A 26,815-nucleotide genomic window follows, 5' to 3' on the forward strand; every position below is an offset into this window, starting at 1 on the left:
CGTGACTATGATAAAAGTCATAATTGTTTTCAAAAGTAAGGCATTATGCGTCATGAATAACAGCCTCCTCATTCACAAAGAAGTGTACGATCACACCTAATATACTCAATGCTATAGAACATAGCCAAATTGCATTGTAATTACCTGTTAAGTCATGGTTAACACCGCCAAGCCAACCGCCAAAGAAAGAACCGACTTGATGGGTGAAAAACACAATGCCGCTCAGCATTGAAAGGTATTTAACACCAAACATATTTGCCACAATACCGTTGGTGAGCGGAACAGTAGAGAGCCATAAAAGGCCCATAATGACTCCAAAAGCATATACCGTATAAATGCTTAAAGGTAATAACAAAAAGGCAATGATCGCGATGCCACGGCTGCCGTAAAGCGCCATTAATAATTTAGGTTTTGAGAAGCGATCTCCTAACCAACCAGCACCATAAGTCCCCACAATATTAAATAGTCCAACTAGTGCCAGAAACACAGTTCCTGTAGCTGCATCAAAGCCGTGGTCGATTAAATAGCCGGGTAAATGTACACCTAAGAAAACAACTTGGAATCCACATACTAAGAAACCTAAAGCTAACCACCAAAAGGGTTTATGTTTTCTGGCAATATTCAGCACTTGTTTAAATGTGAGCTGAGGTTTTGCAATTGCTTTTGGTGTTTGATTGCTTGGTCCTTTTAACATCCACGCTAGCGGAATAATAAGAGCAATTAACAGTGCACTGACCATTAGGGCTGCCGACCATCCAACATTTTTAAGTAAGAGAAGGGTAGAGGGCAACATAATAAACTGACCAAAAGAGCCTGCTGCACTTGCAATTCCCATTGCCATACTTCTTTTTTCAGGAGGTGCTGCCCGTCCTACTGCACTAAGTAAGACTGTAAAAGAAGTAGCTGATAAAGCTAAGCCAATAATCAATCCTAGGCTTAAATTTAAGATTAAGATGCTTGAGCTAAAGGCCATTAAGAGTAAGCCAAGAGCGTAAAGTAATCCGCCAACTGCAACCACAATTTTACTGCCATATTTATCTGCAACTGCACCAGTAAAAGGTTGAACTATTCCCCAGATCAGGTTTTGCATGGCGATTGCAAGACTAAAAACATGTTGGCCCCAGCCAAATTCATGGCTCATAGGTACGAGATAAAGTCCAAAACCATGCCTAACACCTAAAGAAAGTGCCAAAATAAGGGCACTACCAATCAACATGTATATGAGGGGCTGGGAAAAGTGATTGCCAGTTTTAGTCATGATTAATGGAAAATTATAATAATGTGATCATTTATTGTAGAGGATATATCGAGTAATGACGATATACTTGCAGAGAATATTTAAGAAGAATTGAAAAGTTCGTATTTTATGATAAGAAAAGTGAAGAAGCAGAAATCATTTTGATCTCTGCTTCTTATAAAAATTAAGCTGCGGAATTGCGTTCAAGCAATGCTTGTTCAAACAGAACTTGTTCTTTTTCTTTATGTTCAGTTGTGAAACGAATCAAAATTACACTACAGCCTGCGACCATAACCAACCCCCCTAAAATAAACAGGCAAGTTTGAACATCAAGTAAACCTTTAAGTAAGAAACCTGCCGCAACAGCACCAACATTACCGCCTGCACCAATAATTCCTGCAACACCACCTAATGCATTACGATCGATAAATGGTACGAGTGCGTAAGTTGCTCCACATGCCATATGTGTAAATAGTGCAAAAATAGTCATTGAAATAATTGCGAGCGCAACAGCATTCATTTGTGAGAAGACTATTAAGAATAAACCTTCACCCAAAATCATCAGTACAAGTACTTTCGTGCGACCATCTAATCCTTTCTTGAGTGCGACCTTATCGGAAATGATACCGCCCAGCGCACGAGCAAATAATGCCAGCAGACCAAAGATTCCGGCAGTTAGTCCAGCGGTTTTTAAATCCATTTTGAACTGATCAACATAGTACATTGCTGCAACGTTATGGATAAAAATCTCAATACCAAAACTTGCGCCATACGCTAAAAATAAAATCCAGACACGATAGTTGCGAGCGGCTTGCATTAAAATGGCAGTACCACCTTTTTTACCACTGCCGACCTCAATACCTTGTGCGCGAACGTCTTTAAAGTTCCCTTGAGGGCAATCTTGAGTTAATTTCCAGTAAAGAATACCTACAATAACCATCATGATGCCAGGTACGATTAATGCGACGCGCCATCCCATGGTTTGTTCAACACCAAACATTACAATTGCACCGAGCAATAAAGGCATTAAAGCTTGTGTTGCACCACCGCCAGCATTTCCCCAGCCAGCCGTTGCCGCATTTGCTGTTCCTACAACGTTAGGTGCAAACATGACACTTGTATGGTATTGAGTAATGACGAAGCTTGCGCCAATCGCACCAATAAGTAAGCGAAAGAATAGAAAAGATTCATAACTATTGGCAGCAGCTACACCAAATACTGGAATACTGCCAACTAATAGGAGTGTGGTGTACGTAATACGTGGGCCATATTTGTCGCAGAGTGGACCGACAATAAGTCGAACTAAAATAGTAATGGCGACAGCAGCAATATTAATATTAGCGATTTGATCTTTTGTTAAGCCAAACTCACCTTTAATCACGGGCATTAATGGTGCACATGCAAACCATGCAAAGAAGCAAACAAAGAAAGCGAGCCATGTCATGTGAAAGGCACGCATTGCTGGAGTTGAAAAACTGAATAATTTAATTTCAGTTGCTTTTTTTGCATCTAACTGGATATTTGAAGACATACGCCGTCCCCCTGAACTGAACGAAATTTAATTTGCATGGCAATTTATTGCCTATATGCAGACCGATCAGAGCGGACATCGTTGGCCGTCTTTGTATATTCCTTGAATCATCATTGACTCATCATGCAATGAATAAAGCAAAGGGCGTGCCAAAAAAAGAATTTTACTAAAAAGGAAAAATTACTTTCTAATTTTATTAAGTTAGTTTGTGAATATAAAAATAATAAAAAATTGGAAAAAATAAGAGGGTAGTAATAAAAGTTTGAGAAGTTTTTTTATATCTGTATTTTTTATAAAAAATGCTCATTTTTTTAGCATTTTGATTTAAAAAGAAGCAATTTCTAGGCGAACGAAATGGATTGAAAGAAAGCTATAAAACTTATCCAAGTCTTTATAGCTTTCATGGTGCAGAAGTTAGAAGCGGTAACCAATACCGGCATAACCTAAAATAGGGTTAATTTCGATATCCGCTTTTGCATTGATTAATTCACCATACTTGGCGTCGCTCACTGTAATGGTCGTATCTGTTTTTAAGTGGGCATAGGAAACAGAGCCAACGGCATACCACTTGTCATTAAAGTCGTAAGTAAAGCCTGCGGTCGCAACAGGGGCAATTGCATCAGATGCCTCAAGCTTTACTTCAGGGTTACCAGAACTTTTTAAATGATCAAGAGCTGCACCTGCTTTACCATCTTTAATATTTACAATCATATGACCAGCATTGACTAAATCTTTCTCAATTTCTGGGTTCATTTCTAATTCGCTAAAATAGGCATACATCACACCAAGACCAACATAAGGTCTAAATTTATTTACACCAGTTTTGCCGAAATGGTATTGAAATTCAAATGCAGGTGTCCAAGCACGTGCTGAAGCGGCACTACCATGTCCTTCAAGATCCGTAATGAAAATTTGTTTTTCTAAATCAATCGAGGGTAAGCCAATTCCACCAATAATGGGAAGCTCAATTGATGGGTGAGCTTGAGCTTTTAGTGGGGCATAAATTTTACCTTTACCCTGTAAGTCTACTTTTGGAGGTACGCCTGCCTTTATTTCCAATGAGACATTATCTGTAAAGAAGTAATTTGTCATAATGCCTAATGTTGTAACATCATCTGCTTCTAAACCTGTACCTGGGTTATCCCATTGGTCTAAACCATAAATATTTGCATTACCACTTAATTCTGCAGGTAATTTTTTTTGCCCTAGTTTATCCAAAAAATCTATAAAGAATGTAGATAGATTCGGATCCATATCTTTAGACATGCTATCTTTAACGGTTTTAATAGAAACATCGCCAACCTTTGCTTGTTCACCTTTTTTGACTGACGTATTAACAAAGAAAGGTTGGGCTTTACCTGTCGGTTTGACATACAAAGGACCAGCAGAGACTGAAAAACGTTTGAAGCCATCACCATCCTTTAAACTAAAATATGGCGAAGCGGCGCTAGTGATTGTTGGCAGGGCAAAAAAGGCAGCTGTCATACAAAATAATGACTTTTTCATCATAAAAGGACTCCATGTCCGACATTTGTTTACTGATTTTTATTGAGCCAACCATACCGCGTTTTATTAAAATGATTGTTTATTAAAAATTAATAATTGTAATTTTTTTGAAATAATTGTTTATATTTGGCAATATTTGTTAAATAAAAATACATAATAAATAATAAAAGGCTACATAAGGTAGCCTTTTATTAAATGTAGTTAAATTATTAGTTGAAGCGAGATAAGTCTTCTTCAGGGCGTGCAGTTAAAACTTCAATGCCCGTTTGAGTCACTAAAATAGTATGTTCATATTGAGCTGAAAGTTTATGGTCTTTCGTTACAACCGTCCATTTGTCGCCCAGCAATTTAGTTTGCCATACGCCTGCATTTACCATAGGTTCAATGGTAAAAGTCATACCAGCTTCCAGACGCATACCTGTTCCAGCTTGACCATAATGTAATACTTGAGGTTCATCATGGAAAACGGTTCCAATACCGTGGCCACAATATTCACGTACTACACTAAAACGTTCTGATTCAACATATTTTTGGATTGCATGGCCAATATCACCTAAATATGAACCATCTCTCACAGTTGCCATGCCTCGATACATTGCTTCTTGAGCAACCTTGCATAGACGATTAGCTAAAATAGAAGTCTCACCGCCAACGACATACATCATATTTGTATCGCCGTGATAACCGTCTTTAATCACAGTTACATCAATATTAAGAATATCGCCGTTTTTTAATGTTTTATTTTCAGAAGGAATGCCATGGCAAACAACATGGTTAACCGAAGTACAAATAGAGTGCTGAAAAGCAGGGCGTCCAGGAGCGCCACCATAGCCGACACAGGCAGGAATAGCATGCTGTACATTTTCAATGTGATTACGGCAAATGGTATCAAGTTCAAGTGTACTTACACCTGCCTTAATATAAGGCTTGATCATCTCTAGAACTTCAGCCGCCAGTCGTCCTGCAATGCGCATTTTTTCAATTTCATCTGGAGTTTTGATTAATCGACGTGGAGCTGTATAAGTACTGTTCATGATCTCTAAAAACTTTTGGTAATTTACAAGTGTCTATGGTATAAATAGCCGCCCATTTTATCAAATGCTTTTCGTGAATATCTTTTACGAACAATTTTGATAAATGGAGTAAAAAATCCGCACATATATCGTCACATTACTCTGGGTGCCTGTAAAAGGGTGGAGAATGCGGATATATGGAGGCCTAACCCAAAATTTAAGGTAAAGAAAATGGCAGATTACAACGTAAGCATGCGCGACCTTCTTCAAGCAGGCGCACACTTTGGTCACCAAACTCGTTTCTGGAACCCAAAAATGCGTCAATACATTTTTGGCGCGCGCAACAAAATTCACATCATCAACCTTGAGCACACTGTTCCTGCGTTAAATGATGCTTTGAACTTCGCTAACCAATTAGCAAGCAAAAAGAACAAGGTTTTGTTCGTTGGTACAAAACGTGCTGCTTCTAACATCATCCGTGAACAAGCGCAACGTGCGGGTCAACCATATGTTGATCACCGTTGGTTAGGTGGTATGTTGACGAACTGGAAAACTCTTCGTCAATCGATTAACCGTTTAAAAGACCTTCAAACTCAAGCTCAAGATGGTACTTTTGCTAAGCTTACTAAACGTGAAGCTTTAGAGCGTACTCGTGAGATGGAAAAACTTGAACGTGCTTTAGGCGGCGTTAAAAACATGGGTGGTTTACCTGACGCATTATTTGTAATTGACGTGGATCACGAATCAATTGCGATTAAAGAAGCTAAAAACCTTGGTATTCCAGTAATCGGTATCGTTGATACAAACTCTAACCCAGACAACGTAGACTACGTTATTCCTGGTAATGACGATGCAATCCGTGCGGTTACACTTTATGCTTCTGCTATGGCTGATGCGATTCTTGCTGGTAAAGAATACGCTCAAACTCAAGCAAATGCACAAGCTAAAGGCGAAGAAGCTGCTAAAGAAGCTCCAGAGGCTTAATGCGTTTTGATGCAAAATTGTCATTTTTGCGACATGTAATGGTGGCAAATTAAGCGTCAATAAAGCGGAACGGTCCAGAGAACACTTTGGGCCGTTTTTGTTGAACAGATTCATTTTTCTACCGTATTTAGGAGAACAACATGACTGCAGTTACTGCGAGCATGGTAAAAGAATTACGTGACCGTACTGGTCTTGCAATGATGGAATGCAAAAAAGCATTAACAGAATCTAATGGTGATGTTGAATTAGCGATTGATAACCTTCGTAAATCAGGTCAAGCAAAAGCTGCTAAAAAAGCAGGCAACATTGCTGCTGATGGTGCGATCACTATCGTTCAAGAAGGCAACAAAGCGATTCTTTTAGAAGTAAACTGTCAAACTGACTTCGTTGCTAAAGACGAAAACTTTGCTGGTTTCTCTGCTAAAGTTGCTGCTGCTGCACTTGCTGCAAATGAAACTGATGCGACTAAAATTGCTGAATTGAAACTTGAAGATGGTGCTACTGTTGAAGAAGCACGTATTGCTCTTGTTCAAAAAATCGGTGAAAACATCCAAGTTCGTCGCGCGAAAATCGTTGAAGGCGAAAACTTGGCTATCTACAAACACGGTTTAAAAATTGGTGTTGTAGTTTCTTATACAGGTGATGCTGATACAGGTAAAGGTATTGCAATGCACGTTGCTGCGTTCAATCCAGTTGCTGTAAATGCTGAAGCTGTTCCTGCTGACCTTATCGCTAAAGAAAAAGAAATTGCTGAAGCGAAAGCGTTAGAATCTGGCAAACCAGCTAATATCGTTGAAAAAATGGTAACTGGTTCTGTTGATAAATATTTGAACGAAGTTGCTCTTGATCGTCAAATGTACGTAATCGACAACGACAAAAAAGTTGCTGATGTATTAAAAGCAACTGGTACTACAGTTGTTAGCTTCGTACGTTTCGAAGTTGGTGAAGGTATTGAGAAGAAAGTAGAACTTAGCTTCGCTGAAGAAGTTGCTGCTGCTCAAGCTGCTGCGAAGTAATTCGTATCACGATAAAAAAAGCCCCTTTGGGGCTTTTTTTATCTCAACTAAAATGAGTGTATAAGATGATAAATAAAAAAAATCTTAGTGTTGGTAGTGTCATTGTTTTATTGATTGCTGCATATTTTGGTCTAGATTTATCTGGGCATAAGCAGAATCAATCGCCATCATCAGCAATACCTGAAGCTAAGCATACTGAAACTACACTTTCAAATAATGGGGTGGATACTATAAAAGCTGCTTACGAGCAGAGACAAAGTAATGTTCAAGTGCAGGGAAGTGGTCGAGTAAAAGCAATTTTAAGAGATGATAATGATGGATCGAGACACCAGAAATTTATCCTTGTATTAAAAAATGGCCTTTCAATTTTAGTCGCACATAATATTGATTTAGCACCTAAAATTTCTAATTTGAAAAAAGGTGACGTGGTAGATTTTTATGGTGAATATGAATATAACCCCAAAGGTGGTGTATTGCACTGGACTCATCGTGATCCACAAAGTCGTCATGAAAGCGGTTGGCTTAAACATGATGGGCAAATCTATCAATAAAGCCAAATAGACAATTAAAGAGATTGTTTTTATAGAGCAATTTTATTCTATTCAGTTTCTTAAAACATGCTATGGTTTTTTCATTGAATAGATGAGACGTATTTATGCAGCGGGAGCAAGCCGATTATCTGCATGTGCGAGAGCTGGGCGGTTTAGAGTTACTAAAAGCACATTATCACCAAACACAATTTTCGAAGCATACCCATGAAGGTTATTGTATCGGTGTAATTGAAGAGGGAGCGCAGTCTTTTTTTAGGACGGGCCAGCTACATGTAGCTCCCAAAGGCGATATTATTTTAGTAAACGCTGATGAAATTCATACGGGTTCATCTGCTGTTGAGTCAGGTTGGCGATATCGGGCAATTTATCCTACACCTGAAATGTTGGCAGAAGTCAGTCAAGATTTTTTTGAAAATTCACGTGGGGCACCGTGGTTTCCTCAGGCTGTCATTAGTGACTTGGGTTTGGCTCAACAACTTTGTTTACTCTTTGATTTATTAGAACAAAAAGATAATTTTCTACTTAAAGAAACAATGTATTTATCGACTTTAGCCTGTTTAATGAAGCGACATAGTAAATCAAATCATACTTTTTGTGAGTTACCAGAAGCATATTCAAAAATATTAAGAGTTAAAGAATTATTAATAGAAATGCCTGAAACGAATTTTTCTTTGCAAGATCTGGCTGATATGGTGGGTCTAAGCGCATGGCATTTCTTAAGACAATTTAAAAAATATGTGGGTTTGCCACCACATGCTTGGCTTGTTCAAGCACGCCTACAGAAAGCAAGACAATTATTAAAACAGGGTGACCAAATTGCGATGGTTGCACAGCAATGTGGCTTTTCTGATCAAAGCCATTTCAATCGTCACTTTAAAAAAGCCATGGGAGTGACGCCCACTCAATATGTAGCTAGTCTAAATAACTAAATTATTAAAAATTTATTTACAGCAATTTTATTCAATATAAATCATCTCTCATTGAGCATTTTATAAAGAGGTCTCTTATATTGGGTTTGTATATATATGAATATTCAGCTTCATCAATTGGTGGGGTTTTCAAAAAATAAACCATCCTATCTTTTTTTACGCGGTGCAATGGATATTTTGCCTTTGTCAATTTCTGTGATTCCATGGGCAATTTTGGCAGGCTCTATGGCAATTCATGCAGGTTTATCTTTTTATAAAGCCCTTGCGATGTCGGGAATTGTTTTTGCTGGAGCAGCTCAATTAGTTAGTTTAAGCATGGTAATAGAAGGGGCATCTACTTTTACAATTTATGTGACGATTTTCTTTTTAACGGCTCAGCATTTTATTTATGCATTAACTTTAAGAAATGACATTTCTATTTTGCCTCTTTCGAAACGATTAAGTTTGGGTTTTTTATTAACAGATGAATTATTTGCGGTGTGTGCATCTGGTGAAAAAAGGCAGCCAGAATATCTGTTGGGTGCAGGTCTATCTTTTTATTTATTCTGGGTAGTGTTTAGCCTGGTAGGAATACTTTTAGCAACAGTGATTCCTGATTTATTAAATTATCATTTAGATTTTTCAATTGTAGCTATTTTCGTTGCCATGATCGTACCGTTATGTAAGGGGTTGCCTGTATTTGCTGGTGTGCTAATGACCTGTTTTAGCGGATTTTTCTTTAAATTTTATCAAGTTGAAGGGGCGATTTTACTTTCAGGATTACTAGGGATGTTGGTTGCTGTGTTAACTGAAAAAATAGAGAAGGAGCGATAATATGTCTTGGTTCATGATTTTAGGCTTGGCAGCAATCGTCTTTTTTAATCGTTATTATTTTTTAGAGCCTAACGTTAAAATTAAACTGCCTCTTATTATGAATAAGATGCTTAATTATTCTGCTCCCTGTTTATTAACAGCAATTTGTATTCCGGTTGTTTTTTTTGATGGCGATAATTTAAAAGGAGTTTTAGATAATTCTTATATTTATGCAGCAATCTTTTGTATTGTGATTTCCATTTATCTAAAAAGAGTACTTTTAAGTGTTATCGCTAGTTTAGTTTTTTTCTATTTTATAAATTTTCTAATAAATCAGTAAAATGTAAAAAGCTGAATCGAGATGATCCAGCTTTAATGTAATCATTAGGAAAGAGCGTGTTTTTGTCTGCTTTTCCATTTAGGTAAGATTTTTCCTAGATAGGCACCCATGCACCAAACTGGTCCAATCAGTAGAAATTGTAAATCTTTAAAGAAAGATGGCTTTTTGCCCTCGATTTTATGGCCATAAAACTGTCCAACCCAAGCAACTACAAAAATAGCGATATAAAATCCTACTCCTACAGGTAGGGTGTAAATAAGCCACGCCATAACCACCAGTAAAGCAGCCATTGCAACAGCAAGTACAAGATCTAAACGTGCATAAAATACGAGAGTCAGTACAAGTAATAGAGCTGTGAGTAAAGCGCTGAAATGGGCAATGATTCCAATAATAGAAAATAAAATGGCAGGAACGCAGAGCCAGTGAATTTGTTTGTTGGTTGGGTTTTGATGGCTTTCGCTATATTCATCAAACCATTCTGTAATGGATTTCATTAATGGCACACTCCTTGTTTTAGCTTTGATTTATTTTTTCTGAGTATATTTTATCCTGTTCTTAAGGTGGGCGACAAGAAACCGGTATTATTCAACTATAGGAACTTGGCAATAAAGATTTAAAAAAGAACATGAGAAAAACGTAATGTCTGGGTGATAGAAAAAGTACTCAATGTAACCTTGAGAATGATGCAATATTTCAGAATATTTTTTATAGGTTGCTAGATGATGAAATCATCAAAAAAAGTGTGATTTTGAGATAGATGGGAAAATTGCATGAAAAAGCTCTACTTATCTACTCTAAAAACGTCATAATTAGCCTTAATTTTATAAAAATGGTACTAGGGTAGCGGAAATTTAATAAAGTCGCTCTAAACGCAATTTAGAAGCAAAATAAGCTTGGATAAGATAAACGTACTTTTTTGTGTAAAAAATATTCAAATTTAAGGATGGAGAAGGGCTAAAAAAGATAATTTTTTAAACCTAAGTTAGAAATTATTTTTATAGTTTAAAACATAAAAAAGCCGCAGAAAAAATTGCGGCTTTTTACATGAACTCTAGAGGCTATAACTTATGAAGTTGGACCATCAACACGTTCAATATTTACTTTTGCAGTTCCAGCATTGGTAATGCCAAGACGTTTAGCTGCACCGTATGATAGGTCAAGTACACGATTGCCATGGAAAGGACCACGATCATTTACTTTTACAACCACACTTTTACCATTGTCTTTGTTGGTTACTCGGATGTAACAGTTCAATGGTAGGCTACGGTGAGCAGCAGTGAGAGCATTCATATCGAATGTTTCACCATTTGCTGTTTTACGACCATGGAATTGACGACCATACCATGAAGCCATGCCAGTTTGGCTAAACTTACGAACAGTGTTTGAAGCTACTGTGTTAAGTTTTTCAATCACTGAAGGCTCATCTTCAGGGATTTCAATTTTTGCTGCGATAGCTTGACGACGAATTTGGTCGCCAGAACGTTCAGTGATTGAAAGACTGTTAATGTTAGAAAAACGAGAATTAAAATTTTGAGTATCTTTACTCAATACACGAGCTGCTAAATTAGAGCCATCTACATCATTATTTAATGATGAGGATTGCACCATTTCAGCGTGCAATGGGGCCATACTTAAACTAGCCGTCAGTGCAAGAACGTATTTCAGCGATAACTGCATTTGTATAAACTCCTGAGAACATGTACTTTTTTCTTTCAGCGATTGACTGAAATTTAAAGTGAACATGTCTGATTATTCACTTTTGCAATTGCTACATTGGGGTGGATAATATTCATCGCTTACGGAGAGTGTCTAGTCTTTAACGAGAAATCGTTACAAAAAGGGCAAAAACTTACAGTTCTGGGTTAAAAAATAATCAAAAGTGTAACAAAATATTAAATTTGTGCGTATTGTGATCTATTTAACAAAAATATTTATTGACTTTTACATAACTCACAAAAAAGCTAGCCTATCGGCTAGCCACTTCAGTGCCTAATAACCATACAGCAGTCGCATACATACGGCTCTTATTATAGGTCGTAATCACTTGAAAATTCGGGTAAGTTAAATAGTAAATCGGACCATTATAGTCTTGTAATTGAATAACATTCACCATATCTAGATCATCAATTTTAACTAAAGGATTTAATGGTGAGATACCTAGTGTCTTTAATGCACCATATGGAAAAGGCTGAGTTAAATCTTTAGCAATAATACTTTCCGGATTTGACCCCGTGTAACGCGCCATAAACCCGATAGGTTGATCGCGTTGCCATCCTTGTTTTGCTAAGTAGTTTGCAATTGAACCAATTGCATCTTCTGCAGAGTTTCTTAAATCGATATGTCCATTGCCGTCATAATCGACACCATATTTACTAATATTGCTCGGCATAAACTGTGGATAGCCAATTGCACCTGCGTAGGAACCTACAATACTATTTGTTGGGTAGCCTTCTTTATAAGTCCATGCAATAAGGGCAGCTAACTCATCGCCAAAATATTCAGCACGGCGAGGGTAGCCAAAAGCAAGTGTAGCTAAGGCATCACGTGTAATAAAAGAACCTTTATTCGCGCCATAACCTGTCTCAACACCCAAAATGCCCAAAATGACAGCTTGAGATACACCATATTGTTGTTCAGCACGGTTTAAAGCATCTGCATATTGGTTTTTAAAACGGACGCCACGTTGAATTGTCCCTTCAACCAAAAACATAGAACGATAGTCATACCAAGGTTTGCTTTCCCCTGGACGAGTCATAATATTTAGAATGTTTGGTAAATTTTTTGCACCATTCATGGCTGCATCAACTTGATCGCCACTTAAACCATAAGCGCTCATGGTTTTTTGTTTAAAATTTACATAATCAGGATGTGTTGCAAAATCGTTGGCCTGAGCGAAGTGACTTGTACTGATTAAACCAGTACACAAAGCGAGCATTTTTAAAGTTTTATTTAAGTGTTGAGACAACATATCGTTTTAAAATTCCAGATTATCGATGTGTATGAATGGACATGACTAAACCAAAGGTGGCCATTAAAGTAATAATAGCTGTTCCGCCATAACTCATAAAAGGTAAAGGAACACCTACTACAGGTAAAATACCACTGACCATTCCCGCATTTACAAATACATAAACAAAAAAAGACAAACCAAAGGCGCCAGCAACTAAACGTCCATAGTTATGGAAGCTTTGTAAACCGATTTGGAATGTTCTAAAAATAATAGCAAAATAAAGAATAACTAAAATAAGTACACCGATGAGCCCAAATTCTTCGGAATACGCAGCAATAATAAAGTCGGTATGACCTTCGGGTAAAAAGTGCAAATGTGATTGAGTTCCTTCAAGAAATCCTTTACCTGAAAAACCACCAGAACCAATCGCAGTTTTAGATTGAATAATATTCCAACCTGTACCGAGTGCATCCGCCTCTGGGTCAAGCAACGTTAAAACCCTTTGACGTTGATAATCGTGTAAAAGGAATTCCCACGCAATCGGAATGATGACCGCAGCGCATGCTCCCGCAGCACCGATCATACGCCATGATAGCCCACTTAAAAATAAAACAAATATGCCACTTGCTAGCACTAACACTGATGTCCCTAAATCGGGTTGTTCTGCAATTAGTAAAAAAGGAATACCAATTAACATTAAGGATAAAACAACTTGTGAAAAGCTAGGGGGAAGGGGTTTACGTGCTAAAAACCATGCAACCATCATGGGCATACCGATTTTCATGAACTCACTGGGTTGGACACTTCCGAAACCGGGAATATCAATCCAGCGCTGAGCACCCATTCGGACTTCGCCAAACACCATGACTGCCACAAGTGAAAATAAGCCAAACAAATAAAAATATGGAGAAAAAGCTTGATAGACCTTGGGCGGAATTTGGGCTAGACCAAACATAACTATAAAGCCAATACCAAAACTCATGGCTTGTTTACTCACTAACCCCACATCCTGTGCAGAAGCACTATATAGTACGGTTAAACCTAATAAAGCATTTAAGAGCAGAAATAGGCATAACCAAGGGTCAACATGGAGTTGTTGCCACTTTGATGGTTGCATAGCGGTGCTAAGACCATCTCGAGGAGCTTGGCGTAAAAATTTATATTGTGGGCTAGGAGACATGCGGCGTTAACTAAGGTCAATCAGTGCTTGGCGCATGCTAACATAAACGTGGTGAATGGCAATGTATATCAATATTTTGCAATAAAAAAACCTAGCTAACGCTAGGTTTCCGATAGTCTATTTTTTATTAGTTAAAGAATAGACCATCATGGTATTCAGCCATCGCTTTAAGTTCAGTGCGATTTAAGCTTGGAATCAGTTTGTCGATTGCAATGTGAACAGCTTTTGTTACGGCTGCTGCACCAATATCTGCTGCTTTACGTTTGATCATACCGAGGTCTAATGTTTTATTAAAATCAGACATGAAGTGTTTGATCATCGTATCGCCGAACTGTTTATATAATTCAGCTAAAGCAGCTTTATTAATGTCATTTCCTGCTTCAAGCTCAGTAAAGTTATGCTTAAGGTTAGTTACTAAACCTGCATCTAAATTTACGCCTACTTTATATTGACCTTGTGGGTCTTTAAATAAGCTTTTTTCAGAGAACTCAACTGACTGTTTAACCACATCGTTAGGTGCTTTGCTTAACAGTTGCTTTAAAAGAACAGCAACGGTTGATTTGACATAACCTGCTAGTTTTTCGGCAGTATCGCGCTTTTCACTTGCAGGAAAATGCTGAACTAACTTAATCAAGACATTATCAATAATTTCTTCATTAAGTTGTAAAGCAATCTTATCGCGAAGTGGATATAAAGGTTCACTAGAATTTTTATTCGCAATTCCAGTCTGCATATCGTTCAATAAGCCTTCAGAAGGGGTAAAACCAAAAAACGGCATGGTATATCCTCAAATTATTCGTTTTATTGTCGTGCCAATCGAATCGGTTTTGGCATCCATGAAAGATCCGATACTCGGCAAGGGTTAATATCAAGTCCGCCGCGACGAGTATAAGTTGCATAAACCATCAGCTTTTCAGGCTGTAGATTTTGCCAAATATCGGCAAAGATCTGCTCAACACATTGTTCGTGAAAGCCGTTATGCTGACGGTACGAGATAATATAAGCTAAAACACTACGATAACAAGGTTTTTTGCCTTTAAAACGAATAAAAACTGTACCCCAATCCGGTTGTCCGGTGACTGGGCAGTTACTTCTTAAAAGATGAGAATACAATTCAACTTCGACTTCTTCACCAGAATCATCGAGTTTTAAAAGAGTGGCATCAGGATGCTGCTCTAAACGCTCTGGAGTGAGGTCATCAACACAAATACCTTGAGGCTTAGAAATCTCTAAATCATCTACTTGAAATAGGGTTAACTCAACTTTTGCACCTGCCGCCGCCGAGAGGTCTTTTTCAACAGTTTCAATAAATGATTGTTTAGACTCAAACTGAGTGAAATTAAGACTATTGAAGTAAAGTTTTAATGACTTAGATTCAATCAAATTCGGTGAAGATGCAGGTAGCGTAATTCTGCCAATAGCAACTTGCGGAATAGCATGAGCGTTTAACCATGAAATTTCAAAAACATGCCACCAATCTTTACCTTGTGTGATGCCTTCAATATGCGAGTAGCTTTCACGAGACTGAGCACGGGCAATTGGAAATAACACATCAGGTTGATAATTAGTTGGATATTGGGTTTCTTTTCCCAACAAAGACTGTTCGACACTCATTCACGCATTCCTGAACCACGAGCAAGTAAATAGTAAGCAATTCCGTAAAGTACAACACAGCATGATGTCACAATGATTAAAGAGAATGAAACATTCACATCGCTATGACCTAAAATGCCGTAACGGAAAGCATTAACCATATAAACAATAGGGTTAATTAAAGAAAGTTTTTGCCAAAAAGGGCCAAGTGCACTGATGGCATAAAACACACCACCTAAATAAGTTAAGGGTGTAAGAACAAAGGTGGGGATAATAGAAATATCATCAAATGATTTTGCATAGACTGCATTAATAAAACCACCTAATGAGAAAAGAACCGAAGTAATTAAGACTGTATATATAGTTACGAACCAGTTGTGTATGAAAAGGTCAGTAAAGAACATGCTCATTGCAGTCACAATTGTGCCTACTAATACACCGCGGCAAATACCACCAATCACATAGCCCCATAAAATAATATGTAGCGGCACAGGACTCATGATGAGTTCTTCAATGCTTTTTTGGAATTTTACGCTAAAGAAACTAGAAGAGACGTTGGCATAACTATTGGTAATGACCGCCATCATAATTAGGCCAGGCACAATAAATTGCATATAGCTCACGCCACCCATTTGTCCAATGCGTGAACCTACCAAATTACCAAAAATGACAAAGTACAAACTCATCGTAATTGCTGGTGGTAATAAGGTTTGTGGCCAAATGCGTAGAAAACGGCGTACTTCTTTACGAACGATGGTCCAGAGAGCAATTTGTAGTTGGCTAAAATTCATTTTGCCTCTCCTTCAAGATTTTTCTCGACCATTTTGACAAATAACTCTTCTAAACGGTTCGATTTATTACGCATGCTGTGAACACGAATACCTTGCGATTCTAATAACTGGAATAGGTCATTCAATGTATGCGCTCTATCCATCGTTACTTCTAAAGTATTACTATCAATTAAGTTGAACTTGACACCAATAATGTTTAACTGGAGCGGCCCAATCGGCTCAGCTAAATCGAAGATAAATGATTCTTCATTGAGCTGATTAAGGAAGCTCTTCATGCTGGTATCTTCTTTAATTACACCGCGGTCAATAATCGCAATGCGACGACACAACATTTCTGCTTCTTCTAAATAGTGTGTCGTTAAAATAATAGAAGTACCGCTTTCGTTCATTTCGGTCAGAAAATCCCACATAGAACGGCGTAATTCAATATCTACACCGGCAGTAGGTTCATCTAGAATAAGAAGTTTAGGTTCATGCATCATGGCACGGGCAATCATCAGACGACGTTTCATACCACCAGATAGCATACGCGCTTGTATATTGCGTTTTTCCCACAGACCGAGTTTTTCTAAATAATGTTCGGCACGTTTTTCTGCAATCTTTTTATGGATACCGTAATAGCCAGCTTGAGTGACTAAAATATCGAATGTTTTTTCAAACTGTCCAAAGTTAAATTCTTGAGGAACGACACCAAGCTGCTGTTTTGCTAGAGATGGATGGGTATCGAGATTGTGCCCAAAAATCTCAACTGTTCCTGAGGTTTTTTTCGTGAGGGAGCTGATAATACTAATGGTTGTTGATTTGCCGGCACCATTTGGGCCTAACAACGCATAAAATTCACCTTCAGGCACAGTGAGGTTAATACCTTTTAACGCCTGAAAACCATTACGATATGTTTTGGACAAATCTCTTAAAACCAAAGCATCAGTCATGAAATTCTCACATTATGAAAGAGGGGTATATTTTGAGCGATAATGATTAATAAACCAAGTAAAATAGTCGGAATTTTATAAAATTAAGATAAATTTATGAAGTTATTATATAAAAGCTGGTGCGCCCGGCGGGGATCGAACCCACGACCCCAGGTTTCGGAAACCTGTACTCTATCCAACTGAGCTACGAGCGCATGCGTGGGGCACATCATAGGAAAAAAACACTGGCAGGTAAAGCACGAAATACATGCCAAGTGCATTTAATGCTTAATTAAACAGCAAGTTGTTCAATATTTTATATACTTTATTAAAGAAGCTGAATTGAATAGTTAATTGTATGTAAAGCTTTTACAAGTTCCTGAGGGGGAATGCGTGATTCTTGCAAATTGGTAATCCATTGCATTTGACATAATTTAAGCTCTTGTATTGTTTTAGTTTCCTCTATTTTTTGAACAAGTGGTTTAGTCATTAGTCCACAATAACTGCTAAGCGTTTTCATCATTAATAGTTGTATTTCTTCGAAAGAAAGAGCCTCAGAAGATATTACTGGTTGAAAATATATAGTATTGGACTGATCTAAATTTTTTTGCTCGGAAAGCTGGATTTCTCCAACAAGATTCGGGGAATGCTGTATAGAGCTACCAACAGATTCTTTTTGATTTTCTTCTACTTTATTATTTATTGATGATGTTTTTAAAATAATTTCTTCATCAGTTGATGTTTCGGTAGAGACAGTTAGAGCAATAAGTTCTAAGTCGATAAGCTGTTGAATCAATTCTGGAGAAGCAATACGTTTTTTAAATTCACCATTTAAGTTTTGAAAATCTTCATGGTCTATTAATAGTAATAAACGTCTTTGTTTTGCATTTAAAACAATATTGCGTTGTTGAAGCGCAACTCTTCCTAAATTGGTTCGATAAAAACCAGCCATTATGTTTCCCCAATATAAAAATAAATCAGACTGTTCAATCTTCTGAGTTGAACAGTGCTGTTTTTAATAAAATATAAATGGGGTTAACTATAAAACTCAAAAATGACAATATGATGAAGAATTGATGAATATCATTTAGTTAAGTCTTTAAAGTACACTTTCTAATGCTTTGCGAAGGTAAATATCAAGCTCATCTTGGCGTAATAACCATTGAATATAGTCTTTAGGAAGTTCAGTAATTGCTGTGCCTTTATGCTTACCAAAGTTAACCGTCGTGGGGATACGTGCTTCTTCAGAAACTCGGTATAGCTCTTCAATATCTTGAATATTTAAATGATAGATAATATGCATCAAAATATTAGCAGTCAAAATAATATCTGCATCGGCACGGTGTGCACCTTTGAGCAATTCACGAGCTTTACTACTACCTTGAGAAATCATATAGATGAGGGCTGAAATGTTATGTGCTTCTGCTTCAGGCCAAACTTTACGTGCTAAAGCTAAAGTACAAATCGGTTTAATATTCGATATATCCACACCGCAACGAGCAATCGCGGCTATATCGTAATCAATATTGTGACCAATAATATAAGTCGTGCTCTCTGGTAATTTAAAGGTTTTATAGTGAGGCTGGTTTTCTAAATCTGACTCTAATATATGGTGAACTGCCATAGCTGCGTAAGAAATAGGGGCACCGACTTGATAGAGCTGATCAAACAATTTGCTTTTATCTAAGGTGAGCTTGCCTTCATTAATTTCAATCGGGGCATATGCAATTTCAATAGGCAAACCATTTAGTGTATGTGTTTCTGTATCTAAAATAATGGTTTGCATAACTGGCCCTTTAAACAATCACGAGTAATTAAGAATGTTAACAGTTGGCTACCTACTTTAAAATATGAAGTGAGGCTATAAAGTAGCGAGAACGTCAATTTATATTAAAAATAAAGTTTTCATAGATTAATTTCATCCAATTGAACTTGCGAAAAATAAAGATTAGGCGTAATTGTTTGTAAGACATTTAAAATGTTACTAAAAACTAAAGCACAACAAAAATGGAATTTAAGGGATATAGCAATGAAAATGAAACTGTTCATGACCAGTGTTCTTAGCACAAGTTTACTGTTGACGGCATGTGGTGGCGGAAGTAGCGATGACAGTCCCGCAACTACTAATCCATCTGGTACTCCAGCCAATAATATTAAAAACCCAGTGGTTAAAGTTGATGCTTACACAAGTACCAACTTAGGATCAGTTGCTGCCGAAAGTAGTATTCTGACCTATAAAATGTTAGGCCAAAGTGGCCAAGAGGTGCAAGCAACCAGTTTGGTATTTACACCAAACACTCCACCACCAGCAGGCGGTTGGCCAATTGTAGTCTGGGCACATGGCACTACAGGTGTTGCAGATGCCTGTGCACCAAGTAAAGCAGCTTTAACAGATAGTACAAAAGATTTAATTAGTAAGTTACTTACAGCTGGTTATGTTGTTGTTGCACCAGACTATGAAGGTTTAGGCACAGCAGGCATACACCCATTTTTAAATGTTAAAAGTGAGGCTTTCTCAATTACAGATGCTGTGGTTGCAACACGTAACTATTTATTACAGCGTAATTTATTAACTTCAAAAAAATGGCTTACAGTCGGACATTCCCAAGGGGGGAATGCTGCGTTAGGTGCTGCACAATATGCGAGTCGTGCACAGCTAGACTATAAAGGTACAGTAGCCGTAGCACCTGCTTCTAATTTGGGAAGTATTCTTTTAAATGGCGAACTAAAAGCTGCAAGCGCATCAGTATATGAAAAAAAAGCAATCTATACGCAGCTTGATACATTTACAGCTCTTGTTGTAGCAGGAATTCGTAATACCCATCCAGACTTTGATTATCTTCGAGTGTTTACTGAATATACCTCAAGGGTTGCACAAGACGCTGAAGGTTTTTGTTATGAACCTTTAGCTGCGAATTTTAACGCTACTATGCAAGTTTATATTGCAACTCATGGGGAAACATTAGATGGTTATACGCGTACACAACCTAACTTTATGGAAGTGCCGTTAGTTAAGACGTTTTTGGAAAAAGATTCACAGCCGTTACAACTAAAAGTCACTACACCAATCATCATTTATCAAGGGATCGCTGATCCTACAGTACCTAAATTAGCAACTGATCTATTGATATTTAATGCCACTACCTTAGGTACTAAAATTAATAGTTATGTGACTGGTAATTGGGACCATAATACAGCGATGAGCAGTAATATAGACAACATTGTTGGTAATGTTCAGAATTTGCTAACAGCACAATAGGGTTATTGATATTTAAAGTATTTTTAACATTGTTAAAAGCTAAAGTGAATGAGGAAAAAATTTAAAATATAAGCTTTAAACCAGCTTTTTAATTGATTTATAAACAATGGCTCATTTTTTATAAAACTTGAGCCATTTTTATTTAAAACTGAGCTAACTTCATTCTGTTTAATTATAAAGTTCATGCTACAATATGTCGCAATCTTAGCACGGCTTAAAAGCCCTAATTTTATAGGACCCCCGCTAATGTTTGCCAATATTTCCATTTCTGAATTTGATCCAGAATTAGCTCAAGCAATTGCTTCTGAAGGTGAGCGTCAAGAAGCACATATCGAGTTAATTGCTTCTGAAAACTATTGCTCTCCTGCTGTGATGGAAGCGCAAGGATCAAAACTTACGAATAAATATGCAGAAGGTTATCCAGGTAAACGCTATTATGGCGGTTGCGAATATGTGGATATCATTGAGCAAATGGCGATTGATCGTGCTAAAGAACTTTTTGGTGCAGATTACGCAAACGTTCAACCACATGCTGGCTCACAAGCTAACTCTGCTGTTTATCTAGCGCTTCTTAACCCAGGCGATACTGTTTTAGGTATGAGCTTGGCTCACGGTGGTCACTTGACTCACGGTGCTAAAGTAAGCTTCTCTGGTAAAACTTATAATGCAGTTCAATATGGTCTAAACGCTGAAACTGGCGAGATCGATTATGAAGAAGTTGAACGTTTAGCATTAGAGCACAAGCCACGTATGATCGTTGCTGGTTTCTCTGCTTATAGCCGTGTTATAGATTGGCAGCGTTTCCGTGACATCGCGGACAAAGTTGGCGCTTACCTTTTTGTTGATATGGCTCACGTTGCAGGTCTTGTTGCTGCTGGTGTATATCCAAACCCAGTTCAAATTGCTGACGTAACTACAACTACGACTCACAAAACACTTCGTGGTCCACGTTCTGGTTTAATCCTTGCGAAAGCGAATGAAGAAATCGAGAAGAAACTTCAATCAGCTGTATTCCCTGGTAACCAAGGTGGTCCATTGATGCATGCGATTGCTGCTAAAGCAATCTGCTTCAAAGAAGCAATGTCTGATGACTTCAAAGTTTACCAACAACAAGTTGTGAAAAATGCTCAAGCTATGGCTGAAGTATTAATCGCTCGTGGTTATGACGTTGTTTCTGGTGGTACAGAAAACCACTTGTTCTTGTTATCTTTAATCAAGCAAGACGTAACTGGTAAAGAAGCAGATGCTTGGTTAGGCGCTTCTCACATTACTGTTAACAAAAACTCAGTTCCAAATGACCCACGTTCTCCATTTGTGACTTCTGGTATCCGTATCGGTACTCCAGCAGTAACAACTCGTGGTTTTGGTGAAGCTGAAGTTCGTGAACTTGCTGGTTGGATCGCTGACGTGATTGACAGCAAAGGTGACGAAAAAGTTATTGCTGACGTAAAAGCGAAAGTTGAAACTGTTTGTGCAAAATTCCCTGTATACGCACAATAAGTTGTAGATATAAAAAAAGCGCCGTATGGCGCTTTTTTTATATCAAGTTAATTAGATAAGAATTAACTTTTAGATTTTACCGATGATTCGGCACCATGCCATCCACCCCCTAATGCACGGATTAAATCTACACTAGCCATCATTCTACTGCCGTTAAGCTGTGCGGAAAGTTGCTCTTGTTGCAAAATAGTCCGGTCAGAGTCAATCACATCAAGATAGCTAATTGCACCTTCTCTATAGCGTAGATGAGAAAGCTGATTTGCATGACGAGAAGAAGAAAGTGCTTGGTTTTGAGCCTGAATTTGCTGATCGAGAATACGTTGATCAGATAAACCATTTTCAACTTCGCGAAATGCATTCAGCACGGTTTGGCGATAATTCGCAATGCTTTCTTCATAGGCTGCTCGCGCTTGAGCAACTCCAGCCTTACGTTGTCCACCGTCAAATAATGGCAAAGATAAAATAGTGCCTGCGACTGGACCAAGTAAAAATGTACGGCTCGACCATTTACCTAAATCACCTAAAGTTGATGATTCATAACCGAGTGCACCTGTCAGGTCCAGTTTTGGGAAGAAAGCAGCACGCGCAATTCCAATACGTGCATTATCTGCTGCCATGGCACGTTCAGCCGCAGCAATGTCAGGTCGTCTTTCAAGTAAGGCCGATGGTAAACCTGCTGGAAGACGGAGACTGTTTTCAGTTAACGGTTGAATTGCCAAGCTAAAGTCAGCTGGGGTTTTACCTAACAATACTGCAAGCGCATGTTCTGCATTGGCTCGATTACGGGCAATGTTCAGTGCATTGGTTTGGGCTGTAGCAAGTTCAGTCTGTGCACGGAAAACATCAAGCTCGCTGACTAAACCATTTCGAAAACGCGTTTGAGCTAAGTCTCGTGTCTCGCCAAGCAGTTTAATTGTGCGATTATAAATTGCTTGTTCAGCATCAAGCTGACGAATGAGAAAGTAGCCTTGAGCAACATCTGCTTGTAACGCTAGAAGTGCCGACTGATATAAAGCTTCTTGTTGCTGTACATCAGCTGTTGCTGCATTGACACTACTGGCGATACGACCAAATAAATCGAGCTCATATGAAACATTCGCTTGAGCACGCCATAAGGTTTGTGCAGATGTATGAGTATTGTCATCTAAACCCAATGAAGCAGGAGAGGGCTTTTGACGAGTTGGGCCAAAGCCGGCACTAATACTTGGCAAACGTTCAGCTTGTGCTACTGAACGTAATGCACGTGAAGCCTGAATATTGGCTGCTGCCGCTTTAAGACTCTGGTTTCCAGAAATGGCTTGTTGTTCGAGCTCATTCAATTGAGCATCATTAAAAACATGCCACCACTCACCTCGAATCTGTTGATCGGCAGGTTGGGCAATTTTCCAGTTATTATCCTGAAGTTTAGCGTCAGATTCTTTAAATTTGACTGGAACTATCACTTTTGCAGGTTGATATTCCGGAGCCAAAGAGCAGCCTGCAAGCAGCAGGCTTCCCATGAGTGAGGACAATAATAAGCTTTGTTTTGCTGTAGCCATCAAATGTCCTCCTTAATGATCATGTGGGTTAGATAAAGGCGCTTCATGAACTGCTGCTGAATGCAATTTATGTTTACTGTTCAGTGTACGAATCAGGACATAAAAGGCAGGGGTCAGGAACAAACCAAACAGCGTTACACCGATCATGCCGAAGAACACCGCAATACCCATGGCATGACGCATTTCAGAACCTGCACCAGTTGAGGTAACCAGTGGGACTACACCCATAATGAATGCAATAGAAGTCATTAAAATGGGACGTAAACGTAGACGACTTGCTTCAACGGCTGCATTAAATGCAGTTGCACCTTGCATTTCGAGTTCCCTTGCAAATTCGACAATTAAGATGGCATTTTTACAGGCTAGCCCGACCAGCACCATCAGACCAATTTGGGTAAAGATGTTGTTATCTCCGCCTGTTAACCAAACACCCGTCAGAGCGGCCAAAATTCCCATTGGTACAATTAGAATTACAGCTAATGGCAAAGTTAGACTTTCATATTGAGCGGCTAAAACTAAGAACACCAGTAATACGCTAATTGGGAATACCCAGAGTCCTGCGTTACCAGCTAAGATTTTTTGGTAAGTTAAATCTGTCCATTCAAACTTGATACCACGTGGTAGAGTTTGTGCAGCAATACGTTCAACCGCAGCTTCTGCTTGGCTAGATGAATAACCCGGTGCAGGGCCACCGTTAATATCGGCTGATGTGTAGCCGTTGTAACGCACTACCATTTCAGGACCATAAGTTTGAGTTACATTCACCAATGAAGATAACGGCACCATTTGTCCCGCACTGTTGCGAGTTTTAAGCTGCAAAATATCTTCAGGGTTAGCACGGAAAGGGGCATCGGCCTGTGCTCGAACCTGATAAACACGTCCAAAGCGGTTAAAGTCATTAACGTACTGAGAACCTAAATAAATCTGCATGGTGTTGAAAACATCAGTCACAGCAACACCTTGTTGTTTGGCTTTTACACGGTCCAGATCTACGTTTAGTTGAGGCACATTAATTTGATAACTTGAGAACATTGGACCAAGTTCAGGGGCTGATTGTGCTGCTTTCATAAAGTTTTGAGCAGCATCATTCAAGGCTGAATAGCCTAAGGCACCTCTGTCTTCAAGTTGGAGTTTAAAGCCGCCCATGGTACCTAAGCCCATTACCGGTGGTGGTGGGAAAACTGCAATATAAGCATCTTGAATTGCTGAATATTTCTGGTTGAGAGCGCCTGCAATTGCATTCGCAGATAAGTCTTTGGCCTTACGTTCATCAAATGGTTTTAATGTCACAAAGACAATACCAGCGCTTGAACTATTGGTAAAACCGTTAATGGATAGGCCCGGGAAGGCAACCGCACTTTCTACACCAGGTTGTTTAAGTGCAGCGTCACTCATTTTACGAATAACAGCTTCGGTACGGTCTAAAGATGCACCATTAGGTAGTTGGGCAAAGCTAATTAAATATTGTTTATCTTGTGCCGGTACGAAACCACCAGGGACAATATAAGAAATACCTATTGTTAACCCAAGAAGAGCAGCATAGACACCCATTGCCGATGCTTTATGAGTTATCACACGGCTCACGCCCTGACTGTAGCGATCAGAAGTGCGCGAAAATACGCGGTTAAACAGTGCAAAGAAACGCCCGAACACACGGTTCATAATGCGAGTTAATGCATCAGGTTTGGCATCATGTCCTTTAAGTAACATAGCCGCCAAAGCAGGAGATAGCGTAAGGGAATTAAATGCCGAAATAACAGTTGAAATGGCAATGGTCATGGCAAATTGTTTATAAAATTGCCCTGTTAAGCCCGTCATAAAGGCAAGAGGTACGAAGACCGCAACGAGGGTTAAGGCAATCGCAATAATTGGACCGCTCACTTCTCGCATGGCACGATAAGTTGCGTCTCTTGGGCTTAAACCTGCTTCAATATTCCTTTCGACATTTTCGACGACGACAATCGCGTCATCGACCACAATGCCGATGGCAAGTACCATCCCAAACAGTGATAACGCATTGATGGAATACCCAAAAGCAAGCATAAGTGCAAATGTACCAATAATAGAAACTGGTACTGCAAGTAATGGAATAATCGACGCACGCCATGTTTGTAAGAATAAAATAACAACCACAACAACCAGTGCAATTGCTTCAAGTAAGGTATGAACGACTGCTTTAATACTAGAACGTACGAATTGAGTTGGGTCGTAAACAATGTCGTATTTAATTGAAGATGGGAAATCTTTTGAAAGTTCCTTCATCGTGCTACGCACCTGATCGGAAACTTGCAAAGCATTGGCACCCGGTGCTTGGAAAATTGGAATCGCTACAGCTTGTTTATTATCAAGCAATGAACGTAAGCCATATTGTGAGGCTGCAAGTTCAACACGTGCAACATCACCCAATCGGGTGACTGCGCCATCGGGTGCAGTTTTTAAAATAATGTCTGCAAATTCTTGCTCAGTGGTTAAACGACCTTGAGCATTCACTGAAAGTTGTACAGGTGAATTGGTTGGTGACGCACCAATTGTACCTGCCGCAACCTGAATATTTTGTTCACGGATTGCATTCACAATTTCAGTGGCTGTGAGGTTACGTTGCGCTACTTTTTGTGGGTCTAACCACACCCGCATAGCGTAGTCACCAGAACCGAATAAACCGACTTCACCTACACCTTGTAAGCGTGCCAAACGATCTTTTACGTTCAGTACCGCGTAGTTACGTAAGTAAGTCATGTCATAGCGGTTATCTGGAGAGGTCAGATGTACCACCATGGTTAAAGTGGGAGAACTTTTTAAGGTGGTGACACCTAAACGCTGTACATCTTCAGGTAAGCGAGGCATTGCCTGAGACACACGGTTTTGAACCAATTGTTGAGCTTTATCTGGGTCAATACCGAGTTTGAAGTTCACTGTAATGGTTAAGTTACCATCGCTGTTTGCTTGAGATTGCATATACAGCATGTCTTCTACGCCGTTGATTGATTCTTCAAGCGGAGAGGCAACAGTTTCAGCAATTACTTTTGGGTTTGCACCCGGATATTGAGCACGTACCACCACAGATGGCGGTACAACTTCTGGATATTCGGAAATCGGTAATTTAAATACGGAAAGTAAACCAGCAAGTAGAATCAGTACTGATAACACACCAGCAAAGATCGGCCGATCAATAAAAAATTTAGAAATATTCATAT

At 38.8% G+C, this 26,815-nt stretch carries 25 protein-coding genes and 1 tRNA gene; 8 read left to right on the top strand and 18 right to left on the bottom strand.

The features are described from left to right. Positions 1–43: 43 nt before the first annotated feature. From FY048_RS01940 to map, 4 genes are all read right to left on the bottom strand, one after another. A complete protein-coding gene (locus FY048_RS01940) occupies positions 44–1,258 on the bottom strand; it encodes an MFS transporter (protein WP_446089941.1) in 1,215 nt (404 codons plus the stop codon). Positions 1,259–1,421: 163 nt separating this feature from the next. Next, positions 1,422–2,768, bottom strand: coding sequence for an MFS transporter (locus FY048_RS01945; protein WP_446089942.1), 1,347 nt, complete (start codon positions 2,766–2,768; stop codon positions 1,422–1,424). Between the two features lie 414 nt (positions 2,769–3,182). Next, entirely contained in the window at positions 3,183–4,277 is a 1,095-nt protein-coding gene (locus FY048_RS01950) for an OmpW/AlkL family protein (protein ID WP_446089943.1), read from the bottom strand. Between the two features lie 206 nt (positions 4,278–4,483). After that, complete coding sequence (map, locus tag FY048_RS01955) at positions 4,484–5,308, bottom strand: type I methionyl aminopeptidase (RefSeq protein ID WP_016137515.1); 825 nt, start codon at positions 5,306–5,308, stop codon at positions 4,484–4,486. Between the two features lie 210 nt (positions 5,309–5,518). On the opposite strand from map, the gene rpsB reads away from it, so the two are divergent. The 6 genes from rpsB to FY048_RS01985 all read left to right on the top strand — a co-directional run bounded on the left by rpsB (position 5,519) and on the right by FY048_RS01985 (position 9,899). After that, positions 5,519–6,271, top strand: coding sequence for a 30S ribosomal protein S2 (gene rpsB, locus FY048_RS01960; protein ID WP_016137516.1), 753 nt, complete (start codon positions 5,519–5,521; stop codon positions 6,269–6,271). A 140-nt stretch (positions 6,272–6,411) separates the two neighbouring features. Beyond that, a complete protein-coding gene (tsf, locus tag FY048_RS01965; protein ID WP_016137517.1) occupies positions 6,412–7,287 on the top strand; it encodes a translation elongation factor Ts in 876 nt (291 codons plus the stop codon). Positions 7,288–7,352: 65 nt separating this feature from the next. Then, positions 7,353–7,838 (top strand): DUF3465 domain-containing protein, encoded by a 486-nt coding sequence (locus FY048_RS01970; protein WP_446089944.1) that lies wholly within the window; start codon positions 7,353–7,355, stop codon positions 7,836–7,838. A gap of 104 nt (positions 7,839–7,942) precedes the next feature. Next, positions 7,943–8,767, top strand: a complete 825-nt coding sequence (locus FY048_RS01975) for an AraC family transcriptional regulator (RefSeq protein WP_336169656.1) — start codon at positions 7,943–7,945, stop codon at positions 8,765–8,767. A gap of 96 nt (positions 8,768–8,863) precedes the next feature. After that, the gene (locus FY048_RS01980; protein WP_446089945.1) at positions 8,864–9,580 is read left to right on the top strand and encodes an AzlC family ABC transporter permease; all 717 of its coding nucleotides are present in this window, start codon (positions 8,864–8,866) and stop codon (positions 9,578–9,580) included. A 1-nt stretch (position 9,581) separates the two neighbouring features. After that, positions 9,582–9,899 carry an AzlD domain-containing protein gene (locus tag FY048_RS01985; RefSeq protein WP_005046064.1) on the top strand — a complete coding sequence of 106 codons (318 nt, stop codon included), beginning with the start codon at positions 9,582–9,584 and terminating at the stop codon, positions 9,897–9,899. A gap of 44 nt (positions 9,900–9,943) precedes the next feature. Here the strand turns inward: FY048_RS01985 and FY048_RS01990 are convergent, their stop codons facing one another. From FY048_RS01990 to FY048_RS02040, 11 genes are all read right to left on the bottom strand, one after another. Then, complete coding sequence (locus FY048_RS01990) at positions 9,944–10,393, bottom strand: Mpo1 family 2-hydroxy fatty acid dioxygenase (RefSeq protein WP_446089946.1); 450 nt, start codon at positions 10,391–10,393, stop codon at positions 9,944–9,946. Between the two features lie 571 nt (positions 10,394–10,964). After that, entirely contained in the window at positions 10,965–11,576 is a 612-nt protein-coding gene (locus FY048_RS01995) for a septal ring lytic transglycosylase RlpA family protein (RefSeq protein ID WP_045430069.1), read from the bottom strand. Between the two features lie 289 nt (positions 11,577–11,865). After that, the gene (gene mltB / locus FY048_RS02000) at positions 11,866–12,867 is read right to left on the bottom strand and encodes a lytic murein transglycosylase B (protein ID WP_205468764.1); all 1,002 of its coding nucleotides are present in this window, start codon (positions 12,865–12,867) and stop codon (positions 11,866–11,868) included. Positions 12,868–12,886: 19 nt separating this feature from the next. Next, positions 12,887–14,029, bottom strand: a complete 1,143-nt coding sequence (rodA, locus tag FY048_RS02005) for a rod shape-determining protein RodA (protein WP_348948280.1) — start codon at positions 14,027–14,029, stop codon at positions 12,887–12,889. 127 nt (positions 14,030–14,156) lie between these two features. Then, complete coding sequence (locus FY048_RS02010) at positions 14,157–14,807, bottom strand: hypothetical protein (protein WP_446089947.1); 651 nt, start codon at positions 14,805–14,807, stop codon at positions 14,157–14,159. Positions 14,808–14,830: 23 nt separating this feature from the next. Beyond that, positions 14,831–15,643, bottom strand: coding sequence for an NADPH-dependent 7-cyano-7-deazaguanine reductase QueF (gene queF / locus FY048_RS02015; protein WP_446089948.1), 813 nt, complete (start codon positions 15,641–15,643; stop codon positions 14,831–14,833). Then, the gene (locus tag FY048_RS02020; RefSeq protein ID WP_446089949.1) at positions 15,640–16,413 is read right to left on the bottom strand and encodes an ABC transporter permease; all 774 of its coding nucleotides are present in this window, start codon (positions 16,411–16,413) and stop codon (positions 15,640–15,642) included. The genes queF and FY048_RS02020 overlap by 4 nt, the downstream gene beginning before the upstream one ends. Beyond that, positions 16,410–17,345, bottom strand: a complete 936-nt coding sequence (locus FY048_RS02025; protein WP_446089950.1) for an ABC transporter ATP-binding protein — start codon at positions 17,343–17,345, stop codon at positions 16,410–16,412. Before FY048_RS02025 ends, FY048_RS02020 begins: the two co-directional genes overlap by 4 nt. A gap of 117 nt (positions 17,346–17,462) precedes the next feature. Beyond that, a tRNA-Arg gene (locus FY048_RS02030) sits at positions 17,463–17,539 on the bottom strand. 113 nt (positions 17,540–17,652) lie between these two features. Further along, complete coding sequence (locus tag FY048_RS02035; RefSeq protein ID WP_446089951.1) at positions 17,653–18,276, bottom strand: hypothetical protein; 624 nt, start codon at positions 18,274–18,276, stop codon at positions 17,653–17,655. Between the two features lie 147 nt (positions 18,277–18,423). Next, positions 18,424–19,110, bottom strand: coding sequence for a 3'-5' exonuclease (locus FY048_RS02040; RefSeq protein ID WP_446089952.1), 687 nt, complete (start codon positions 19,108–19,110; stop codon positions 18,424–18,426). Between the two features lie 243 nt (positions 19,111–19,353). Here FY048_RS02040 and FY048_RS02045 point away from each other — a divergent pair, with 243 nt between their 5' ends. Then, positions 19,354–20,583, top strand: a complete 1,230-nt coding sequence (locus tag FY048_RS02045; protein WP_446089953.1) for an alpha/beta hydrolase — start codon at positions 19,354–19,356, stop codon at positions 20,581–20,583. 32 nt (positions 20,584–20,615) lie between these two features. On the opposite strand, the gene FY048_RS02050 is transcribed toward FY048_RS02045, so the two are convergent. Continuing rightward, a complete protein-coding gene (locus tag FY048_RS02050) occupies positions 20,616–20,768 on the bottom strand; it encodes a hypothetical protein (RefSeq protein WP_446090278.1) in 153 nt (50 codons plus the stop codon). A 61-nt stretch (positions 20,769–20,829) separates the two neighbouring features. Here FY048_RS02050 and glyA point away from each other — a divergent pair, with 61 nt between their 5' ends. Further along, entirely contained in the window at positions 20,830–22,083 is a 1,254-nt protein-coding gene (glyA, locus tag FY048_RS02055; protein WP_446089954.1) for a serine hydroxymethyltransferase, read from the top strand. 62 nt (positions 22,084–22,145) lie between these two features. Here glyA and FY048_RS02060 read toward each other — a convergent pair whose 3' ends face one another. Beyond that, entirely contained in the window at positions 22,146–23,621 is a 1,476-nt protein-coding gene (locus FY048_RS02060; protein ID WP_446089955.1) for an efflux transporter outer membrane subunit, read from the bottom strand. A 12-nt stretch (positions 23,622–23,633) separates the two neighbouring features. Continuing rightward, positions 23,634–26,813 (bottom strand): multidrug efflux RND transporter permease subunit AdeG, encoded by a 3,180-nt coding sequence (gene adeG, locus FY048_RS02065; RefSeq protein ID WP_446089956.1) that lies wholly within the window; start codon positions 26,811–26,813, stop codon positions 23,634–23,636. Between the last annotated feature and the right edge of the window lie 2 nt (positions 26,814–26,815).

The sequence above is a fragment of the Acinetobacter sp. 1124_18A genome (genome assembly GCF_052824995.1).

What these genes read in the sequence shown, in the direction of transcription:
- FY048_RS02020 (WP_446089949.1), bottom strand. Translation starts at nt 16,413, where the DNA reads ATGAATTTTAGCCAACTACAAATTGCTCTCTGGACCATCGTTCGTAAA.
- FY048_RS02025 (WP_446089950.1), bottom strand. Translation starts at nt 17,345, where the DNA reads ATGACTGATGCTTTGGTTTTAAGAGATTTGTCCAAAACATATCGTAAT.
- FY048_RS01970 (WP_446089944.1), top strand. Translation starts at nt 7,353, where the DNA reads ATGATAAATAAAAAAAATCTTAGTGTTGGTAGTGTCATTGTTTTATTG.
- FY048_RS01980 (WP_446089945.1), top strand. Translation starts at nt 8,864, where the DNA reads ATGAATATTCAGCTTCATCAATTGGTGGGGTTTTCAAAAAATAAACCA.
- map (WP_016137515.1), bottom strand. Translation starts at nt 5,308, where the DNA reads ATGAACAGTACTTATACAGCTCCACGTCGATTAATCAAAACTCCAGAT.
- adeG (WP_446089956.1), bottom strand. Translation starts at nt 26,813, where the DNA reads ATGAATATTTCTAAATTTTTTATTGATCGGCCGATCTTTGCTGGTGTG.
- FY048_RS02010 (WP_446089947.1), bottom strand. Translation starts at nt 14,807, where the DNA reads ATGCCGTTTTTTGGTTTTACCCCTTCTGAAGGCTTATTGAACGATATG.
- FY048_RS01945 (WP_446089942.1), bottom strand. Translation starts at nt 2,768, where the DNA reads ATGTCTTCAAATATCCAGTTAGATGCAAAAAAAGCAACTGAAATTAAA.
- queF (WP_446089948.1), bottom strand. Translation starts at nt 15,643, where the DNA reads ATGAGTGTCGAACAGTCTTTGTTGGGAAAAGAAACCCAATATCCAACT.
- FY048_RS01995 (WP_045430069.1), bottom strand. Translation starts at nt 11,576, where the DNA reads ATGCAGTTATCGCTGAAATACGTTCTTGCACTGACGGCTAGTTTAAGT.
- FY048_RS01990 (WP_446089946.1), bottom strand. Translation starts at nt 10,393, where the DNA reads ATGAAATCCATTACAGAATGGTTTGATGAATATAGCGAAAGCCATCAA.
- FY048_RS01950 (WP_446089943.1), bottom strand. Translation starts at nt 4,277, where the DNA reads ATGATGAAAAAGTCATTATTTTGTATGACAGCTGCCTTTTTTGCCCTG.
- mltB (WP_205468764.1), bottom strand. Translation starts at nt 12,867, where the DNA reads ATGTTGTCTCAACACTTAAATAAAACTTTAAAAATGCTCGCTTTGTGT.
- FY048_RS01940 (WP_446089941.1), bottom strand. Translation starts at nt 1,258, where the DNA reads ATGACTAAAACTGGCAATCACTTTTCCCAGCCCCTCATATACATGTTG.
- rpsB (WP_016137516.1), top strand. Translation starts at nt 5,519, where the DNA reads ATGGCAGATTACAACGTAAGCATGCGCGACCTTCTTCAAGCAGGCGCA.
- tsf (WP_016137517.1), top strand. Translation starts at nt 6,412, where the DNA reads ATGACTGCAGTTACTGCGAGCATGGTAAAAGAATTACGTGACCGTACT.
- FY048_RS02035 (WP_446089951.1), bottom strand. Translation starts at nt 18,276, where the DNA reads ATGGCTGGTTTTTATCGAACCAATTTAGGAAGAGTTGCGCTTCAACAA.
- FY048_RS02040 (WP_446089952.1), bottom strand. Translation starts at nt 19,110, where the DNA reads ATGCAAACCATTATTTTAGATACAGAAACACATACACTAAATGGTTTG.
- FY048_RS01975 (WP_336169656.1), top strand. Translation starts at nt 7,943, where the DNA reads ATGCAGCGGGAGCAAGCCGATTATCTGCATGTGCGAGAGCTGGGCGGT.
- rodA (WP_348948280.1), bottom strand. Translation starts at nt 14,029, where the DNA reads ATGTCTCCTAGCCCACAATATAAATTTTTACGCCAAGCTCCTCGAGAT.
- FY048_RS01985 (WP_005046064.1), top strand. Translation starts at nt 9,582, where the DNA reads ATGTCTTGGTTCATGATTTTAGGCTTGGCAGCAATCGTCTTTTTTAAT.
- FY048_RS02060 (WP_446089955.1), bottom strand. Translation starts at nt 23,621, where the DNA reads ATGGCTACAGCAAAACAAAGCTTATTATTGTCCTCACTCATGGGAAGC.
- FY048_RS02050 (WP_446090278.1), bottom strand. Translation starts at nt 20,768, where the DNA reads ATGAACTTTATAATTAAACAGAATGAAGTTAGCTCAGTTTTAAATAAA.
- glyA (WP_446089954.1), top strand. Translation starts at nt 20,830, where the DNA reads ATGTTTGCCAATATTTCCATTTCTGAATTTGATCCAGAATTAGCTCAA.
- FY048_RS02045 (WP_446089953.1), top strand. Translation starts at nt 19,354, where the DNA reads ATGAAAATGAAACTGTTCATGACCAGTGTTCTTAGCACAAGTTTACTG.